The sequence below is a fragment of the Sporosarcina sp. GW1-11 genome (assembly GCF_033088395.1).
Taxonomy (GTDB): Bacteria; Bacillota; Bacilli; order Bacillales_A; family Planococcaceae; genus Sporosarcina.
Map to the genome: position 1 here is coordinate 77301 of NZ_JAPMIW010000001.1, position 19275 is coordinate 96575.

Below are 19275 nucleotides of genomic sequence, written 5' to 3' on the forward strand. Positions count from 1 at the left end.
AGCCTAACTGGGTAAATTTCCAAGTTTGCTTAGTGTTTTCATTCAGTTAAACAGGCATTCTAATAATCTCTTGATACGCTTCTACTACTTTATTACGCATTTCAACAGTCGCATTCAGTGCGATACTCGCTTTTTGAGCAGCAATCATAACAGTATGTAGGTCAACATCATCGCCTCTAATAAGTTTAGTTGTTAATTGGTCAGATATTTTCTGCGTATGATCCACTTGGTGAATCGCATCATTTAGCATCGCTGAAAAGCTTTGCTGTGCTTCAAAAGGCGTTTTCTGCGGTTGTTGATCGGGTACGGCAAGTGCACCAGTGATGGATTGAATCGGCATTTCAACTACTCCCTTAGCTTATTATTTTCCTATTTCCAATGCTTTCATAAGCATCGACTTGTTTGCATTTAGCACTGTAACATTTGCTTCATATGATCTAGTCGCTGACATTAAGTCAATCATTTCTCGCAATGGATCCACGTTAGGCATTTGCACATATCCTTCTTCGTTTGCATCTGGATGTGTTGGATCAAAAACTAATTTGAATGGCGTTTCACGATCTTCCTTAACTCGTGTCACAGTCACTCCGTTAGCAGAACCATGTGTATGGTTACCTTTTGCAACTTGTAAAAAAGAAGAAAACTGCCCTTCTCTAGGTTGTAATGTAACGGTTTTTCTTCTGTATGGCTGCCATTCGCCATCAACTAGCTTTGCACGAGTTGTGTCTACATTGGCCATATTCGAAGAGATTACGTCCATCCGTAACCTTTGCGCAGTTAGTGCTGATGAAGATGCATTTAAACTATGAAATATGCTCATGATCAGCGGCCTCCTTTAATGACACTTTGAAGAGAATTGAATTTTCCGTTCAATCGTTCAATAAGTGCAGAATTATAGATTTGATTCGCGGCAAGATCTGCTTGTTGTTTATCCATATCTACTCCATTGCGATCTTGACGGTAGCGTACATTAAAACTATTGAATGTTTTACTTCCTGTAGAATGTATGAAGTCCATATGTTTAGCATCTGTTTTGTAAGCTACTAACCCTTTGCTTGTTTCATTTGATAATACTTGTTTAAAATCTACATTCTTCGCTTTATAATTCGGTGTGTCAACATTAGCTATATTCTGTGATATAGCTTTCCCTTTGGCTGATGAGTAATCTAAACCTTTTTCAAGTAGATTGATGGTACTACCGTAAATATCTATCTTCTCTCTATCCTTTCTCAAACGAGTTCACTATATTTTTTATTCGACAAACTATTACAGTAAAATACAGCATTCGAACAATTCGCCAGCATTCTCTTAATCTATTGTAGCTGAATTTAATGATTTTTGTCCATCTATTTCTAAATATCTTCATAGGGCTAAGTAACTCTTTTGATATTTCGACAAACTTCATAGGAATTCGACTACTCTAAAGTATTTCTTATGTATAACGCTAAGTTACTATGCAACGGCTTTTATTCACCAAGCAATTTTTCAGTTACTTTATTCCATTAATAACTTACTATACGAATAAAAGCCTACTCAAATATACCGTTACTTATTAGTGGTTATATTTCACTATAATATATGAACTCTATTTATATTATTTTATGACAAAGTAATACATAAAAGAGTTTGGATAAACTTCAAAAAAAAAAAAAAAAAAAAAAAAAAAAAAAAAAAAAAAAAAAAAAAAAAAAAAAAAAATAAAAAAAAAAACACGATTTTACTTTTGTGTTTTCGGTAGTTACATAAGCCTTTTCACTTGCGTCTCAGTTCTTTCATTTTACGACTGGTGCTTTTCAAGTTCCGCTAAAAATTTATCATTCAATACTTTAATGTACGTACCTTTCATCCCTAAAGAACGTGATTCGATAACTCCAGCACTCTCTAATTTACGTAAAGCGTTAACAATTACAGAGCGTGTAATCCCTACACGATCCGCAATTTTAGAAGCAACAAGTAATCCTTCATTGCCATCCAACTCTTTAAAAATATGCTCAATTGCTTCATGCTCACTGTAAGATAAAGAATTGATAGCCATTTGAACAACTGCTTTACTCCGTGCTTCTTGTTCAATTTCCTCGGATTTCTCACGTAAAATCTCCATACCAACTACAGTCGCGCCGTATTCAGCCAAAATCAAGTCATCTTCTTCAAAGCCATCTTTCAATCTAGCCAAGATCAGTGTACCTAAACGCTCACCGCCACCGATAATCGGGACAATCGTCGTCAAACCATCTTTGAACAAGTCTTTGTTTTCTACAGGAAATACTGTATACGAACTTTCGATATCTAGATTTGATGATGTTTCCTGAATTTCAAACAAGCGACTTGTATACTCTTGAGGGAATTTACGTTCTTCAAACATTTGTTTCATACGGTCGTTATCTATCTGATGATGTATTTCTAGACCTAGCAATTTACCTTTTCGACTTACGATGAACGCGTTACAATTAATGACGTCGCTTAGTTCCTCAGCCATCTCTTTAAAGTTGACTGGACCACCAGCACTCTTTTGTAGCATCGCATTAATTTTTCTTGTTTTTACTAATAAACTCATTTCAATAGTTCCTCCTTTTAATCCTTCTGTTAACTTTATTGAATATTCTAAAGGTTTTTAATCATTAAATAAACAAATACGACTTGCTTATAGAATAAAATGTGACAAATCTTTGTTTTTTACAATTCCATCTAATTTTTCATCCACATATGCAGGTGTGATTTTGATAGAAGCCGGCCCAATCTCCGCAGCCTCAAAAGAAAGATCCTCTAACAACTTCTCAAGAATCGTATGCAATCTTCTTGCGCCAATATTCTCTGTCTCATTATTTACTTCAAATGCAATTTGCGCAAGTTTACTAATCGCTTCACCGGTAAATTCAATTTCCACTTCTTCCGTAGCAAGCAAACGCTCATATTGTTTTAGTAATGAAAAATCTGGCTCTAGCAGTATGCGCTCAAAATCAGCTTTTGTCAATTTGTCTAATTCTACACGAATCGGAAATCTCCCTTGAAGCTCTGGAATGATGTCTGATGGTTTGGACATATGAAACGCACCAGCAGCAATGAATAAAATATAATCCGTCTTCACTGCGCCATACTTCGTCGTAACAGTTGACCCTTCTACAATCGGTAGAATATCACGTTGAACACCTTCACGAGATACTTCTCCAGATGTTTTATGGTTACTGCTCGCAATTTTATCCATCTCATCTAAGAAAATAATACCGGCTTGTTCAGTCATTTCAATTCCTTTACGTGCTACTTCGTCTTGATCTATCAGCTTATCGGCTTCTTCTGCTTCAAGCACTGTTCGTGCATCTTTTACTTTCATACGACGCTGCACAGTTTTTTTCGGCATAAGTGAAGAAAGCGCGTCTTGCATACCAGACAATTGCTCCATACCAGACCCTTGAAACGCATCGAACAAAGAGGGTTGTTGCGCTGTTACGTCTATCGTGACCATCCGCTCTTCTATTTGCCCAGCTTTAAGCTGCACAGCAATTTCTGATCGTTTGCGTCTGATTTCCGTTTGATCTACTGTTTTTTCTTCTTGCGGCTGAGCCTTCTGTCCAAAAAACATTTCAAATGGATTCTGTCCATTGCTTTGTTTTTTAGCTTCAGGTACAAGCAACTTCACTAGACGTTCTTCCGCTAATATGCGCGCTTGTTCTTTAACAGATTCGCGCATATCTTCTTTTACCATACGTACGCCGACTTCCGTTAAATCTCGGATCATCGATTCAACGTCACGTCCTACATAACCTACTTCTGTGAATTTTGTTGCCTCCACTTTAATAAATGGTGCATGGATTAGTTTAGCAATTCGTCTTGCAATTTCAGTTTTCCCTACTCCTGTAGGTCCAATCATTAAAATATTTTTCGGAATCACTTCTTCTTGTTCTTCTTCAGTTAACAGCATTCGCCTATAGCGATTTCGCATCGCTACAGCAACTGCTCTTTTTGCCTTCTCTTGTCCTACAATATAACGATCTAAATGAGCAGTAAGCGCTTTCGGAGTCAATTCTTGTTTCATCATCACTCACAGCACCTCCACAATGATTTCATGATTCGTGTATACACAAATATCCGCTGCCGTTTCTAGTGATGCCCTCGCAATTTCTTCGGCAGTTAAGCCACTGCTATATTTTTTCAGCGCTCTACCCGCAGCTAATGCATAATTCCCACCAGAACCAATAGCCAAAATTCCGTCATCAGGTTCAATAACTTCACCTGTACCCGATACCAATAATAACGTCTTTTGGTCCATTACGAGCAGCATGGCTTCTAATTTACGTAAAATACGATCTCCGCGCCATTCTTTCGCAAGTTCAACAGAAGCTCGTTGAAGATTGCCGTCATACTCCATCAATTTCGCTTCAAATAAATCAAATAACGTAAAGGCGTCTGCTACAGAACCCGCGAATCCAGCTAGCACTTCTCCATTAAACAATCTACGGACTTTCTTCGCTGTATGTTTCATAACGACGGCATTGCCCATCGTCACTTGTCCGTCACCTGACATAGCACACTGCCCTTCATGATGAACGGCAAAAATCGTAGTAGCATGAAATTCCATGATCTTTCCTCCTATGCACGAGGGTGCGTTTGTAAATATGTTTGACGTAAATGTTCGTTCGTGACGTGCGTGTATACTTGCGTTGATGATAAATGACTATGACCAAGCAACTCCTGTACCGAACGAAGATCAGCACCCGCGCCAAGCAAATGTGTGGCAAACGTATGCCTAATCATATGGGGTGTAATTTTCGTATGTAGCGCAGCTCGCTCCATCAATTCATTCAAAATATAACGCACTCCACGATCCGTTAAAGGATCACCACGTAAATTCACAAATAACATCGAATGCTTTTTTTGTTTCATTAATCGCGGTCGGCTAGTAGCCATATATTCATGCAACGCCTCTTCCGCAAAGCTTCCAAATGGCACAAAACGTTCTTTTTTACCTTTACCCATCACTTTAACGATCCCTAAATAATGATCTACATCTTGCACTTCAATAGCAACTAGTTCCCCTACACGAATTCCCGTCGCATAAAGCAACTCTAATAACGCGCGGTCTCGCACTGAACGGTTATCTTCTCCCATAGTCACGTCAAACAACTTCTCTAGTTCTTGTTCATAAAAAAAAGCAGGTAAACGTTGCTCTTTTTTCGGATGATACAACAAACGAAAAGCCTGATCTTCGATACCATAACGCGCATTAATAAATTTGAAAAACGAACGAATGGCTGATATCTTTCTAGAAATACTCGTTCTGGCAAATTTCCGATCATATAAACGTGTGACGTACAGTCTCGCCACAGCATACTCCACATTTTGCAGATCATTAATACGTTCCTCTTGTAAAAAAAACAAAAATTCCTGTAGATCTTTTTCATACTCTTTAACAGTGTACGATGAATAGTTTTTCTCTAGGCGAATATAAGATACATATTCATCTACCAATTCTTTTATTTCAGGAACCATTCGATCACCTCGCAGTGAATTGTAAGTAATTGAAGTTGATATCGAAAATTCTCAGGATTCCGAAATATATATAATTTGGAATGTAATATATAATCCAAATGTTCTCCATCAAACACTATACAATAGCAGAGATTTTTGGGCAACTTTGAAAATTGATTCATGGTCAGTTATTCCCCTAATCATCCAGATTGACACATGTCGTTCAAAACTATTTGTATTTTTCTCCCTAAAACTTTTTTCCTTATGTAAACTGACGTCTAGTTAACTCTTTAGTTTCATCGCACATAAAAACCTTACCTAGTAAAGGTAAGGTTTTTGGTTAAATAATAGTTGTTTCTTTAAATTTCTTTAATGCTTCTAATGCACGATTGGCATGTTTCTCTGCACGTTCCGCTTTCGATCTACTACGCTTTCCTAAATCCGGGAACAATCCAAAATTAATATTCATCGGTTGGAAGTTTTTTGGATCCGCCTCAGTAATATAGCGCGACATACTACCAAGTGCAGTTTCTCTTGGAAAACGAATCGGTTTACCACCTTTCGCCAAATGTGCGGCATTGATACCGGCGATTAGTCCAGAGCCTGCGGATTCAACATAGCCTTCTACCCCCGTCATTTGACCAGCAAACAAAATGGTTGGTTGAGACTTTAACTGGTACGTGCAGTTCAATACTCTCGGTGAATTAATGAACGTGTTTCGATGCATTACACCGTAGCGAACGATTTCCACATTTTCTAAACCTGGGATCAACTTCAGTACGTCTTTTTGTGCTCCCCATTTCAAATGCGTTTGGAAACCGACTAGATTGTATAATGAACCAGCTGCATTATCCCGTCTTAATTGAATAACAGCGGTCGGCTCTTTGCCTGTCCTCGGATCTTCTAAGCCAACTGGTTTCAATGGACCGAACAGCATGGTTTTCACTCCACGCTTCGCCATCACTTCAATCGGCATACAACCTTCAAAATACATTTCCTCTTCAAAGTCTTTTAATGGAGCTACTTCTGCTGAAATGAGTGCTTGGTAGAAACGATCAAACTCTTCTGCATTCATCGGGCAATTCAGATAGGCAGCTTCACCTTTATCATAACGAGATTTCAAATAAACCTTTTCCATATCGATAGAATCGCTTTCTACGATAGGAGCCGCCGCATCATAAAAATATAAATAATCTTCTCCAGTTAACTCGCGTATTTCTTCAGCAAGCGCTGGTGATGTTAACGGACCGGAAGCAATAACCGTAATTCCCTCAGGCAGTTTCGTCACTTCTTCGTTAATCACTTCAATATTCGGATGATTTCGAATTTGTTCTGTTACGTTGGCCGCAAACTCATGACGGTCTACAGCTAACGCTCCCCCTGCAGGTACTGCACATCGATCTGCCGATTGGATAATTAATGAATCCAACTGACGCATTTCTTCTTTGATCACTCCGACTGCATTAGTTAAGTTGTTAGCTCGTAAAGAGTTACTACACACTAACTCTGCAAATTTATCTGTATGGTGGGCCGGGGTTTGTTTAACCGGGCGCATCTCGAACAATTTCACTTGAATTCCTCGATTTGCGAGTTGCCATGCCGCCTCACTTCCAGCTAATCCCGCACCAATTACATTTACAGTTTGCGTCATTTCAAATACCTCTTTCTCGTTATGTTCAGTCGCCTAGTTACCCCTGTGGTTCTTCTTTATAATCACATTCCGTACATTGAATTTGGACACCTTTTTTCAGACGTTTTTCCACTAATGTCTGCTGACACTTTGGACACGGTCTAGAAATCGGCTTATCCCATGAAACATAATCACACTCAGGATATTGGTCACAGCCGAAGAATACTCTCTTCGTTTTACTCTTACGCTCGACCACTTCGCCTTCTTTACATTTCGGACACGTTACGCCAATCGGTTTGATGATTGCTTTCGTATTTCTGCAATCCGGGAAGTTAGAGCAAGCCATGAACTTTCCGTAACGGCCCATCTTATAGACCATTGGTGATCCACATTTTTCGCAGTCTTCACCAGCAGGCTCATCTTTTATTTCAATCTTTTCCATTTCCGCATCTGCAACTTCTACGTGCTTCTCAAAATCTCGATAGAATTCATCGATTACTTTACGCCATTCAACACTGCCTTCCTCTACATTATCGAGACTCCGCTCCATTTGTGCGGTAAATTCGATATCAATAACATCCGGGAAATATTGATTGACTGCCTGATGAACAATCCCCCCCAGCTCGGTCGGGATAAATCGCTTAGCATCCAGTGTAACATATCCACGTTTTTGAATTGTATCAAGCGTCGGTGCATACGTAGACGGACGACCTATTCCTAATTCTTCCAACGCTTTCACTAGACGCGCTTCCGAATACCTTGGAGGTGGCTGCGTAAAGTGCTGTTTCGGATCGATTTCTGCATAGGTAATCTTTTCACCTTCTTCAAGCGGTGGGAGGATATTCTCCTTTTCCTCTTGTTGATCATCGTCCCCTTCAATATACACCTTCATAAACCCTGGGAATTTCACTTGAGAACCTGATGCACGGAATCGAATATCGCCATTTAAGAAATCTGCGGTAACCGTATCTAAAATAGCAGGTGCCATCTGACTTGCAACGAACCGCTCCCAAATTAGTTTATACAAGCGGAACTGATCTCTAGATAAGAACGCTTTCATAGCTTCAGGTGGTCGCATCGCTGAAGTTGGGCGAACTGCTTCGTGCGCATCCTGCGTATTAACCTTCGCTTTCGTTTTCGCTGTAACAGTTGAAATGAATTCTTCACCATACATCGTTTGAATGAACGACTTCACTTCGTCTTTTGCCGTATCAGAAATTCTAGTCGAGTCTGTACGCATGTAAGTAATCAAACCGACAGTTCCTTCTTTTCCAATCGCAATTCCTTCATATAATTGTTGGGCGAGCATCATCGTTTTCTTTGCACGGAAGTTCAATTTACGTGCTGCCTCTTGTTGGAGCGATGATGTAGTAAATGGTAATGCTGGATTACGCTTCCGTTCTTTTTTCACTACTTTATTTACTTCAAATTGATCTGGTTCAAGTGCGTTGATGATTTTTTCTACTTGTTCTTGATTGGTTAGCTTTATTCTCTCTTTAGCATCACCATAAAATGTACCTTCAAATGTTTTCTTACCTTTTGTGAACTGTGTCGTAATACTCCAATATTCCTCTGGTACGAATGCATTGATCTCGTTTTCACGATCAATAATCAAGCGCAGAGCTACTGACTGTACACGTCCCGCTGACAATCCTTTTTTGACTTTCTTCCAAAGAATTGGACTGATATTGTATCCTACAAGCCTATCTAAAATACGTCGAGCTTGCTGTGCATCTACTAAATTCATATTGATTGGACGTGGATTTTTGAATGATTCTTTAATCGCATCTTTTGTAATTTCGTTAAACACGACACGACAGTTTGATTCGATATCAACGCCTAGTTGATGCGATAAATGCCACGCAATTGCTTCCCCTTCGCGATCCGGGTCAGCTGCGAGAAAGATTTTCTTCGCTTTTTTTGCTTCTTTTTTTAATTCTTGGAGTATGGGTCCTTTTCCTCGGATCGTAATATACTTCGGTTCATAATTATTTTCGGTATCTACGCCCATTTGACTGCGGGGTAAATCTCGTAAATGGCCAAGTGATGCACTCACTTTATACTTTTTTCCTAAATAACGCTCGATTGTTTTCGCTTTAGCAGGTGATTCCACAATTACTAAGTAATCTGCCATGTAGTTCCCTCCTTAGAGAGATTTCTTTATATTTATTCATCAAAAGAATATCTGTTGCAAAATGTATAACAGTTTTGCGGATAATGCAACCTTTTAAACATTTCACAAATGGAAGGATAGCAAGATTACAGTAAGGAATCGATAATTTGGAAACCACTCCATAACGGCTTGGCTCCTTCATCTAACAGCTTATTTGGACCTGCCGATAAAGACGAATCTATGGCACCTGGAACAGCAAAAATTTCTTTTCCATGATCCAGCGCATGATCCACCGTGCTCATCGTACCGCTTCTTTCGACAGACTCCGTAATAACAATTGCATTCGATAGTCCACTAATGATTCGATTACGCATAGGAAATGTCCATTTAGCTGGTGGGAAATATGGTGGATATTCCGTTACAAGTAAATGATTTCTCGCGATTTCTTGCGCGATTTCTTCATTCCTTTTCGGATACATATGGGAGAACCCGTGACCAAGTACACCAATCGTATCGCCGCCAAAATCTATTGCCGCTCGATGTGCCATCGTGTCCGCGCCTACCGCTAAACCCGAAACAATCGGTATGTTGTGGTCCACTAGTGGAGGAACGATGAAATCCAATACTTTTTTCGAGTAGTTTGTCGCCTTACGCGAGCCTATTATTCCTACACGCATCTTTGTTTTCAAAAGCTTTCGATTCCCCATACTATATAAAACCGCTGGAGGGTCACATAATTGCTTTAATTCTTCAGGATAGTCCGGATGAAAGTAAGGAATGGGGATATAATTCATCTTTTCCAGAAGTTCAATAAGCGGTAGACGAGATAGTTCTTTATACTGCTCTGAAAATCGGCTTGCCTTTTCTTTTGTAAGATCGAATAGCTGTGCCCAATATGTATTGGAATATGATTCTAACCCTTCCAAAGACGGATTTTCTTCCAATAATAAGTGATAGCGATTAAACGGTACTGGATGAATATAATGAAGATTTATTAATTGTTTTTGATGGTAAGTAAATTGCATAGTAATCTCCTTTATTCGACACTACAAGCAACGTACGAAAAAAGGTGTAGCGGATTTTCCCACTACACCCTCTAGTTTACTTCGTTTTACATTTTTCGTATAGTCCTTTTTCTTTCAGGACAGTAATGAGTGTCTCACCAATAACAGATGGCGTCGCTGCCACACGGATATCCGCTGCTTCTAGCGCCTTGATTTTTTCAGCGGCTGTACCTTTACCACCTGAAATAATCGCACCTGCGTGTCCCATACGCTTGCCTTCAGGAGCTGTCTGACCACCGATGAATCCTACGACCGGCTTCGTCATATGTTCCTTGACCCAATCAGCTGCTTCTTCTTCCGCTGTTCCGCCGATTTCACCAATCATCACAACCGCGTATGTGTCCGGATCTTCATTGAATTCCTTTAATACATCGATGAAATTCGTCCCGTTTACCGGGTCTCCTCCGATTCCGACCGCTGTTGTCTGACCAATCCCCTCTTGCGTTAATTGGTGAACCGCTTCGTACGTCAACGTACCTGAACGCGAAACGACCCCAACATGACCTTTTGTGTGGATATAGCCAGGCATGATCCCAATTTTCGTTTCGTCTGCCGTAATGACACCAGGGCAGTTTGGACCGATTAATCGAGTCTTTTTGCCTTCCATATAACGCTTCACTTTGATCATATCGAGCACTGGAATATGCTCAGTGATACAGATTGCCATTGCAAGCTCTGCATCGACTGCTTCCATGATCGCATCTGCCGCATAAGGTGCTGGTACGTAAATGATGGAAACGCTCGCATCAGTAGCCTTGACCGCATCTTCTACTGTATTAAAAACTGGAACGCCTTCTACTGTTTGACCACCTTTTCCAGGTGTTACACCACCAACGATTTTCGTACCATATTCCAACATTTGCTGTGTATGGAACAGGGCAGTGGAACCTGTAATTCCTTGTACAATGACTCTTGTATCTTTATCAACATAAATACTCATGTTTTTGTACCTGCCTTTCTTATCCTATCAACTCAACGATTTTTTTCGCGCCTTCTGCCATGGAATCAGCCGATACAATATTGATACCGGATTGTTCAAGCAGTGCTTTCCCGCGTTCTACATTCGTACCTTCGAGACGTACAACGAGCGGTACTTGAAGTTCAACTTCTTTAGCCGCTTCGATGACTCCTTCAGCAATGACGTCACATTTCATAATGCCGCCGAAAATATTGACGAATATGCCTTTTACTTTCGGATCAGATAAAATAATTTTGAAAGCGCCAGCAACTTTTTCTTTCTTTGCGCCGCCCCCAACGTCAAGGAAGTTAGCGGGTTCTCCGCCATAGTAGTGGATCGTGTCCATTGTCGCCATCGCAAGACCTGCACCATTGACCATACAACCGATATTTCCATCTAAAGAAATATAACTCAAGTCAAAAGTTGATGCTTCAATTTCTTTCGGATCCTCTTCGTCAAAGTCACGTAATTCAACAATATCTTTATGACGGAATGTCGCATTATCGTCAAAATTAAATTTTGCATCCAGCGCAAGCACACGCTGATCTTTCGTTACAACTAGTGGGTTAATCTCCACAATCGATGCGTCTTTTTCACTAAATACTTTATATAAACCTAAAAATAAACTAACCGCTTTATTGACTAATTTACTCGGTATTTCCATATTAAACGCCATGCGTCGCGCTTGGTAAGGAGCCAATCCAACGACTGGATCGATCACTTCATAGAAAATCTTTTCAGGGTTTTTCTCTGCTACTTCTTCGATTTCCACGCCGCCTTCAGCTGATCCCATCAACGTCACGCGATCAGTTGCACGGTCCACGACAAGACCAATATAGAATTCTTTTTCGATATCGATTCCTTCTTCAACAAGAAGTCTTTTTACCTCTTGCCCTTCAGGACCCGTTTGATGTGTTACAAGTTGTTTCCCGATCAATTCAGCTGCCACAGCGCGAACTTCATCAAGTTTTTTGACAATCTTCACTCCGCCAGCTTTTCCTCGACCACCCGCGTGAATTTGCGCCTTTACTACGATGGGCAAAGTCCCAATTTCCTTCGCAACTGCCATGGCATCTTTTGGTGAGAATGCAACACGGCCTTTCGAAACAGCAACACCATACTCTCTCAGAAGCTGCTTCCCTTGATATTCATGGATGTTCATAAGTACTGCCTCCATTCGATTTACAATTGCTTGAAACGTTACTACTTTATTATTGTAATCAAACCGTCACACATTGTCCATGAATCACTATTGCATTATGAAATTCACCACATTTTAACTACTTCCACTCCCTTTTTCTTTGTCTAACCTGTAAATATACGCAAAAACTTCAGAAACCGCCTGGTACAATTCTTCAGGAATCGTTTCATTTACATTCAATTGTCCAAGTAATTCCAATAAACTCGGATCTTCTTGTATAGGAACATTATGTTGCTTTGCGCGCTCAAGTATATTTTCAGCAATTTTTCCTTTCCCTTTTGCAATGACTTTAGGTGCATCAGATACCTCAGGTTCATAAGATAATGCTACGGCTTCTTTTCGTTTATAACGTTCTTCACTCATATCTTGTAATCCACCCCTCTTTCATCAACATGTAAGGAGTTTGTTGTTTTCTCTACCGGTTGTTGCGACTCCGCAAATGGTTTGAAAGTAATACCCGATAACTTATAGCCAACACGTTCTAGTCCCTCTTTCAATAGTGGTTGGAATGACTGTCCTGTTATTCTCAATGAAGGCTGTTCATTAAAAATTGTTAAATTGACTACTTTATTTTGTACTTGCATGTCAACTAAAGTAGTTTCAAGTGCTTCCAAATCCAAATAAAATAAAATTCTTGCAAACGCTGGATCAATTTGACCATTTTCTTTCATTCGTCCATTCCATTGAAGGGTAGCATCAATTTTTCTACCGAATAGTTCGAGTGGAAGTTGCATAATGAGCTGTTGCTGAGCACCTGTATCCCCCGCTTGAATGATTGTTCCATTCATGCGTAAAACCAAGGTTTCTGTCGCTTCACGTAGCGGTGGTGATAAGGATGGATCTTGGAGTAAAGCTAGTAACTGCGGCTTTAATGTATTCGCTAAATTAGCCAAATTCGGTTCTTTGCCGTTCAGTTGCGCTTCATAATTTATACCTAAGTTGCTTAAAATACTTTGAATCGCTTCTTTCATAAGAGGCCCATTCATCGTTTGCGACAGTTGCATTTCAGCCGTTTGAATCATTTGCTTCACTTGTATAGTACTTGACTGCTCAGCCGCTTGAAGAAGCGTTCTTAGAGTATCAACCGCTCGCTCAGGTGGAAGCGACATAAGCGAAGGTAAGGCTTGTTGCACATCCTTAGCAATCGTCTGTTGCGTAGTAGACGTATTATTCAGCGGTATTTCTTGATGACTAGCTTGCCGTACTAACGTTTGACTAAATTGCTCAATAAATGTCACTTTCGCACTTTTAGTTAGCGGTTGTTGTGTAAATTGATTAAGTACCGTTTGCAAAGCATTTTTCATTGATTCAGGTAGTGCTGGAGTACTTAGTTGTCGAGTCAAGTCTTGTACAATTTCTTTGATTATTTGTTGGTTTGTTACTGATGTTTGGCTCAAGTGATTAAGTGAACTTTGGATGTTTTGCAACGTAGTTGTTGGATTTGGTAGTTCAATAGTTTGACTAGTTGGCGTTTGGGCAACAGTTAGATTAAGTATCTGTCTCAATTGCTGAATCAGTGCTGTTTTTGCAGATTCTGTCATCGGTTGCTGGGTATATTGGTTCAGCAATGTCTGCAGGGTGTTTTTCATAGTTTCTGATAGTGTTGAGTTTGTCAGTTGTTGCATTAGGTTCTGAGTGATTGCCTGTACTGCCGTCTGATTCGCGACTGGTGTTTGAACTAATTGCTGAAGCATAGTTTGTATAGCTTTCGGGAATGCCTGATCCACTTGTGCAGGTGCTGATGTAGATGCAATTCGTTGCATACCCACCTTTTCTTCTCCTGATTGTGTCACTAACTGCGCAAGTACTTGTGGTAAGTTTGCTAGTGATGTACGCGCCGGAAGTATATCCGCACTTTTTAATAATTGCAATGCAGTAAATCGATCTGCTTTACTCGCTTGAGGGTCTAGTAATTGAGAGAGACTTTGACTGAGTAGTTCTTTACCGACTGACTGACTAACCGGACTCGCTAACGCCTGTAAGGTATTGAGTAATTGCTCACGAATAGCTGGCGATAAATTTGGCTCCTTTTGAATTGCAGACTGTAATGTTACGAGCTGTTGAGAGAGTGTTCCTGTCTGCGCTTGAAGTAATGATTGGAACACAACTGGCGTGAATGGTAGACGCGCATTGGCTATTTTACTAATTGTCGCTAAAGCTTCTGCTTTCATTCCCTCAGGAGCTGATTTTAAGTGGTTCAGTGCTTCCATTAAACTTTCCCTTGTCATCGGAATTTTTTGTTTGATCACCATTGCGAGTAACTCTTTCATTTCGGCTGTTTTAGGTAAGTTCAGAGATTCCATTAGTTGTGTCAATTGCACAGTTTGACCTTCCGCACTTCGTATAGGTCCAGAAATAACTTGTAACTGTAGTTCAGGCTCTGTACTACTAACTTTAAAGAAATAGTTGTCACCAGATTGCATCGGTACTTCTAGCTTGGCGTAAAGCTGTTGATTACCTACTTGCACTTGCGCCATTTGGCCAGGAAATAGTTGTTGTACTTTTCCGTGAATCATTTGTCCTTCTTTTAGCGTAAGTGGTTGCTGTTCTGCCGAAGTTGCTCTTGTAGATGTAACGGATAAGGAATTCATATTCATCGTTTATCCCTCCACATTGATTTGATTGGTTCGAATGTTTTTCTATGATGTTCACAAAACCCATGAGTCGCAAGGCCCTGTAGATGTTGTGGTGTGCCATACCCCGCATTAACATTAAAGCCATACCACGGGAACTGTTCATGTAAATCATTCATTAACTCATCTCGCGTCGTTTTAGCAAGAATTGAAGCCGCAGCGATTGCTAAACTTTTTTCATCCCCTTTAACTATAGAATGGGTTGGACATTTTACAATCAGGTTCATTGCGTCTGCCAATACGACGTCAGGAGCAATATCTAGCTGCCCTACAGCCTCTTCCATGGACTGTTTCGTCGCCTGATAGATGTTTAGTTCATCAATAGCTGTCGCAGATTGTACGTGAATTGAATAAGCCACAGCTTGTTCTTTAATTAATCGTGCAAAGTGTTGTCTTTGTTCTTTAGAAATTTGTTTCGAGTCATCTACACCGACTAGCTCTGTGCACCCTTCAGGTAAAATGACTGCTGCTGTGACGACTGGACCTGCCAATGGACCTCTCCCCGCTTCATCAATACCTGCGATTAAACAGGATGGCATTCGTTTATATGAATTATCAAAAGATTGCTTCTGGATGAAGTCTTCAATTAGCTTTTGTTTTTTCACGTAGCGTTTTTTCCATTGAGCAATTGCTAGTTGCACGCCTTTTCGTTTATCGGCTTCAAGTTCTTCCAACCATTGATTCGGCTCTTGTAATTGTTGTAATTGATTTTTAATTTCTTGGATTGTTGTCAATTTCTTCACCTGTCCATCCCGCTAAATTGTTGTCTATGTAGTATATCGGTTTATAGTTAACTTTTTCGATAAAAAAGCAACGGTCTAGGAACAAGTATCCCAAACCGTTGCTTTTTTTATTTATGATTCTTCGGGAAAATCAAATGTCAATTTCCCTACTTGCTGTTCGCGTATATCTCGAACGATTAATTCTGCTACTTTATCATAATCTATTTCCGCGCCTGCACTATAGACTTTCCGACGCTCTCCGATCTGATCAAAGAGCGCTAAAGTATCATCGCCAACGGTCTTCATTTGATAACGCTGCTCCAATCGATCTGGATAATGTTGTTCTAAAAAGCGTAGGCCATAGATAGCTAATTCCTCCATATTGAGAATGGAATCTTTAATGGCACCTGTCAATGCTAGCTTAAATCCTACTTCTTGATCTTCAAATTTCGGCCAAAGTACCCCTGGAGTATCTAACAACTCTAATTCCTTGCCGTATTTAATCCATTGCTGAGCTTTCGTCACGCCAGGTTTATTTCCTGTTTGCGCGATGTTTTTCTTAGCGAGTCTATTGATTAATGTGGATTTTCCAACGTTCGGTATTCCCACAATCATGGCACGAATTGCTCCAGGACGGATCCCGCGCTTCTTCATACGATCGTATTTCGGTTGTAGTATTTCTTTTGCAGCTTTCGTGACTGTTTGTAAACCTACACCTTCAAATGAATTGATAGCGACTGTACGGAAGCCTTGTTTCTCAAAATAAGCGATCCAACGCTTCGTTTGCGCCTCATCTGCCAAATCCATTTTATTCAAAATAAGCAATCTCGGTTTTTGCTGAATTACTTCATCAATCATAGGATTTCGTGATGATAGCGGTAATCTAGCGTCTATTAATTCAAATACGATATCAACTAATTTAAGCTTTTCGGATACTTCTCGTCTTGCTTTCGCCATATGGCCCGGAAACCAATGAATTGTCATGCCAATCGTCCCCTTTCGTTACTTCACAAAACCGATGTCTTTGATCGGCCAAAATACGACGCTTGTGCTACCGATAACTTCATCGATTTCAACTGGACCGATATGTCTGGAATCTTTACTTTTCCGACGATTATCACCCATTACGAAAATGTGGTCTTCAGGCACAACATTTGAATCGGTTTGCAAAATATCATGTAGCGTAAAATCTTCAGTCAACGTACCATCTTGAATTTCCGTTTTGTATTGATCCAGATACGGTTCTTCATACGGCTCATCATTTATATAAAGAACATCATCTTTATATTCTACTGTATCTCCTGGTAATCCAATAACACGTTTAATATAATCTTTTTGCTCAGGTGCATGGAATACGACAATATCAAAACGATTTGGTTCTCCAATCGTATAGCCTATCTTATTGACAATCATGCGGTCCCCGTGTTCTAAAGTCGGCATCATGGAAATTCCATCGACGACAATCGGAGTAAATAAAAATACACGTATAATTGCAGCTAACCCAAAGGCGATCAAAAGCGCTTTGATCCATTCAAGACCTTCACTTTTCGTTTTTTTCTCTTCCATTAATCCAACCTCCTGCCTTGTCTCTTATTATTGTACAGCCAAAATGCTTTATGAGCAAAAAGAAAGGAGGCCAAATGTGCGGCCCCCTTTCTTTTCTGCATATCTGATTAGCGTAGTTCTTTAATACGTGCTGCTTTACCACGTAATTTACGTAGGTAGTACAACTTCGCACGACGAACTTTACCGCGACGAGTTACTTCAATTTTAGCAATTTTTGGTGTGTGTACAGGGAATGTACGCTCTACTCCAACACCGTTTGAAATTTTACGGACAGTGAATGTTTCACTGATGCCGCCACCTTGGCGTTTGATAACAACACCTTCAAATAACTGAATACGCTCACGTGTACCCTCGATAATCTTTACGTGCAAACGAAGTGTATCGCCTGGACGGAATGAAGGGTGCTCAGTACGTAACTGATCTTTTGTAATCTCTGCAATAAGTTTTTGCATGGTTTTCTCTCCTTCTTTTCTGATGTTCTTGCACGTGTCGCATTTGCAGCGGAACAGCAGTAAAATAGGCGCTCTTAAAAAGCGCTTAGTAAATCATATCATACACATGAAATCGAATCAAGCAAAGTCAGTCTTTTTTTTGCTTCCATTGTTGATAAAGTATTTGCTGATATTCTGTCATTTTTGCATCTTTTAACAATTCCGGACGACGCTTTGCCGTGCGCTTAAATGCTTGTTCTTGTCTCCACTTATCAATCTCTGCGTGATTTCCGGATAACAGCACTGGCGGCACTTCTAGACCGTTAAATGAAGCTGGTCGTGTATACTGTGGGTGTTCAAGCATCCCCGTTGAAAACGAATCGTGAACAGCTGACTGATCGTTTCCAAGCACGTCTGGCAATAATCGTACGACACTATCGATGATTGCCATCGAAGCAACTTCTCCACCAGTCAAAACGAAATCACCTAGGGAAATTTCATCCGTCACTAAATGCTCGCGGATTCGTTCGTCATATCCTTCGTAATGACCACAGATAAACACGAGATGTTCTTCCTTCGCAAGTTCTTCTGCTTTCTTTTGCGTGAAGCGCTCTCCTTGCGGACACATTAGAATCACACGCGGTTTACTTTCACTCGTGCAAGTCATCGCTTCAACAGCCGCGAAAAGTGGTTCAGGCTTCAATACCATGCCTGCCCCACCTCCATACGGATAGTCATCAACTTTTCTATGCTTGTTCGTAGAATAGTCACGGAAATTGGTCACACGAAAAGATGCGGCTTGCTGCTCTTGTGCTTTTTTCATAATCGAAGAATGAAGTACTCCTTCAAACATTTCAGGAAATAGTGTCAGTACATCAATTTGCATCATGAAAGCAGGCCATCCATTAGTTTGATTTTGATAACTTTCTCCTCAATATCAATCTCTTTTACAACGTCTTCGATATATGGAATATAGTGCGGTTTCCCTTCTGGCGGTGTAACTGTCCAAACATCATTTGCACCTGTTTCAATGATTTCTGAAACCGTTCCGATGTCTTCTCCCATTTCTGTTACGACACGACAGCCGATGATTTCATGGTAGTAATATTCGTGTTCATCAAGCTCCGTCAAATATTTTTCAGATACTTTAACGATGCCGTCACGTAGTTTCTCTACATCATTGATATTCGGGTATCCTTCAAATGTTAAAAGGTTGAAGTTTTTATGTTTACGATGGCTTGCCACGGTAACATAAATAGGCGTTTTGCTTTTCGGCATAAAAATTGCAAGTTCACTTCCTATCGAAAAACGTTCGTCTGGGAAGTCTGTCGTAGCCATGACACGAACTTCTCCTCTGATACCGTGCGTATTGACGATTTTCCCTACGTTATACCATTCCATTACGTCCCCTCCATTAATCTTAATTCTATTGTTTTGAGCTATATGTTTCGCCTATAAGCATTTATACGTGCAAAAAAGGAAGGAACCGGGGCT

General features: G+C 40.2%; 20 protein-coding genes. All 20 read right to left on the reverse strand.

Annotation, left to right across the window (positions count from 1 at the left end; genetic code table 11):
* Window positions 1–46: 46 nt before the first annotated feature.
* A complete protein-coding gene (fliE, locus tag ORD22_RS00390) occupies window positions 47–340 on the reverse strand; it encodes a flagellar hook-basal body complex protein FliE (RefSeq protein WP_317643865.1) in 294 nt (97 codons plus the stop codon).
* Window positions 341–361: 21 nt separating this feature from the next.
* A complete protein-coding gene (gene flgC, locus ORD22_RS00395; RefSeq protein WP_317643866.1) occupies window positions 362–820 on the reverse strand; it encodes a flagellar basal body rod protein FlgC in 459 nt (152 codons plus the stop codon).
* A gap of 2 nt (window positions 821–822) precedes the next feature.
* A complete protein-coding gene (flgB, locus tag ORD22_RS00400) occupies window positions 823–1212 on the reverse strand; it encodes a flagellar basal body rod protein FlgB (RefSeq protein ID WP_317644182.1) in 390 nt (129 codons plus the stop codon).
* Between the two features lie 565 nt (window positions 1213–1777).
* Window positions 1778–2554 carry a GTP-sensing pleiotropic transcriptional regulator CodY gene (gene codY, locus ORD22_RS00405; RefSeq protein WP_317643867.1) on the reverse strand — a complete coding sequence of 259 codons (777 nt, stop codon included), beginning with the start codon at window positions 2552–2554 and terminating at the stop codon, window positions 1778–1780.
* A gap of 87 nt (window positions 2555–2641) precedes the next feature.
* On the reverse strand, window positions 2642–4033 hold the full coding sequence (hslU, locus tag ORD22_RS00410; protein ID WP_317644183.1) for an ATP-dependent protease ATPase subunit HslU: 1392 nt from the start codon (window positions 4031–4033) through the stop codon (window positions 2642–2644).
* Window positions 4034–4036: 3 nt separating this feature from the next.
* On the reverse strand, window positions 4037–4576 hold the full coding sequence (hslV, locus tag ORD22_RS00415) for an ATP-dependent protease subunit HslV (protein ID WP_317644184.1): 540 nt from the start codon (window positions 4574–4576) through the stop codon (window positions 4037–4039).
* Window positions 4577–4584: 8 nt separating this feature from the next.
* Complete coding sequence (gene xerC, locus ORD22_RS00420; RefSeq protein ID WP_317643868.1) at window positions 4585–5484, reverse strand: tyrosine recombinase XerC; 900 nt, start codon at window positions 5482–5484, stop codon at window positions 4585–4587.
* Between the two features lie 319 nt (window positions 5485–5803).
* A complete protein-coding gene (trmFO, locus tag ORD22_RS00425) occupies window positions 5804–7114 on the reverse strand; it encodes an FADH(2)-oxidizing methylenetetrahydrofolate--tRNA-(uracil(54)-C(5))-methyltransferase TrmFO (RefSeq protein WP_317643869.1) in 1311 nt (436 codons plus the stop codon).
* A gap of 37 nt (window positions 7115–7151) precedes the next feature.
* Window positions 7152–9227: a type I DNA topoisomerase gene (topA, locus tag ORD22_RS00430; RefSeq protein WP_317643870.1), complete on the reverse strand. Its 2076-nt coding sequence runs from the start codon at window positions 9225–9227 to the stop codon at window positions 7152–7154.
* Window positions 9228–9352: 125 nt separating this feature from the next.
* Complete coding sequence (gene dprA, locus ORD22_RS00435; RefSeq protein ID WP_317643871.1) at window positions 9353–10231, reverse strand: DNA-processing protein DprA; 879 nt, start codon at window positions 10229–10231, stop codon at window positions 9353–9355.
* 76 nt (window positions 10232–10307) lie between these two features.
* Window positions 10308–11210, reverse strand: coding sequence for a succinate--CoA ligase subunit alpha (sucD, locus tag ORD22_RS00440; protein WP_317643872.1), 903 nt, complete (start codon window positions 11208–11210; stop codon window positions 10308–10310).
* A gap of 19 nt (window positions 11211–11229) precedes the next feature.
* The gene (sucC, locus tag ORD22_RS00445; RefSeq protein ID WP_317643873.1) at window positions 11230–12390 is read right to left on the reverse strand and encodes an ADP-forming succinate--CoA ligase subunit beta; all 1161 of its coding nucleotides are present in this window, start codon (window positions 12388–12390) and stop codon (window positions 11230–11232) included.
* A 114-nt stretch (window positions 12391–12504) separates the two neighbouring features.
* Window positions 12505–12792 (reverse strand): EscU/YscU/HrcU family type III secretion system export apparatus switch protein, encoded by a 288-nt coding sequence (locus ORD22_RS00450; RefSeq protein ID WP_317643874.1) that lies wholly within the window; start codon window positions 12790–12792, stop codon window positions 12505–12507.
* Window positions 12789–15026, reverse strand: coding sequence for a hypothetical protein (locus ORD22_RS00455; protein WP_317643875.1), 2238 nt, complete (start codon window positions 15024–15026; stop codon window positions 12789–12791). Before ORD22_RS00455 ends, ORD22_RS00450 begins: the two co-directional genes overlap by 4 nt.
* Window positions 15023–15796, reverse strand: coding sequence for a ribonuclease HII (locus ORD22_RS00460; protein ID WP_317644185.1), 774 nt, complete (start codon window positions 15794–15796; stop codon window positions 15023–15025). The genes ORD22_RS00455 and ORD22_RS00460 overlap by 4 nt, the downstream gene beginning before the upstream one ends.
* A 120-nt stretch (window positions 15797–15916) precedes the next feature.
* Complete coding sequence (gene ylqF, locus ORD22_RS00465) at window positions 15917–16768, reverse strand: ribosome biogenesis GTPase YlqF (protein ID WP_317643876.1); 852 nt, start codon at window positions 16766–16768, stop codon at window positions 15917–15919.
* A gap of 18 nt (window positions 16769–16786) precedes the next feature.
* The gene (gene lepB, locus ORD22_RS00470) at window positions 16787–17350 is read right to left on the reverse strand and encodes a signal peptidase I (protein WP_317643877.1); all 564 of its coding nucleotides are present in this window, start codon (window positions 17348–17350) and stop codon (window positions 16787–16789) included.
* Between the two features lie 107 nt (window positions 17351–17457).
* Complete coding sequence (gene rplS, locus ORD22_RS00475) at window positions 17458–17802, reverse strand: 50S ribosomal protein L19 (RefSeq protein ID WP_317643878.1); 345 nt, start codon at window positions 17800–17802, stop codon at window positions 17458–17460.
* 127 nt (window positions 17803–17929) lie between these two features.
* Window positions 17930–18667: a tRNA (guanosine(37)-N1)-methyltransferase TrmD gene (gene trmD / locus ORD22_RS00480; protein WP_317644186.1), complete on the reverse strand. Its 738-nt coding sequence runs from the start codon at window positions 18665–18667 to the stop codon at window positions 17930–17932.
* Complete coding sequence (gene rimM / locus ORD22_RS00485) at window positions 18667–19182, reverse strand: ribosome maturation factor RimM (RefSeq protein WP_317643879.1); 516 nt, start codon at window positions 19180–19182, stop codon at window positions 18667–18669. The genes trmD and rimM overlap by 1 nt, the downstream gene beginning before the upstream one ends.
* Window positions 19183–19275: the final 93 nt, after the last annotated feature.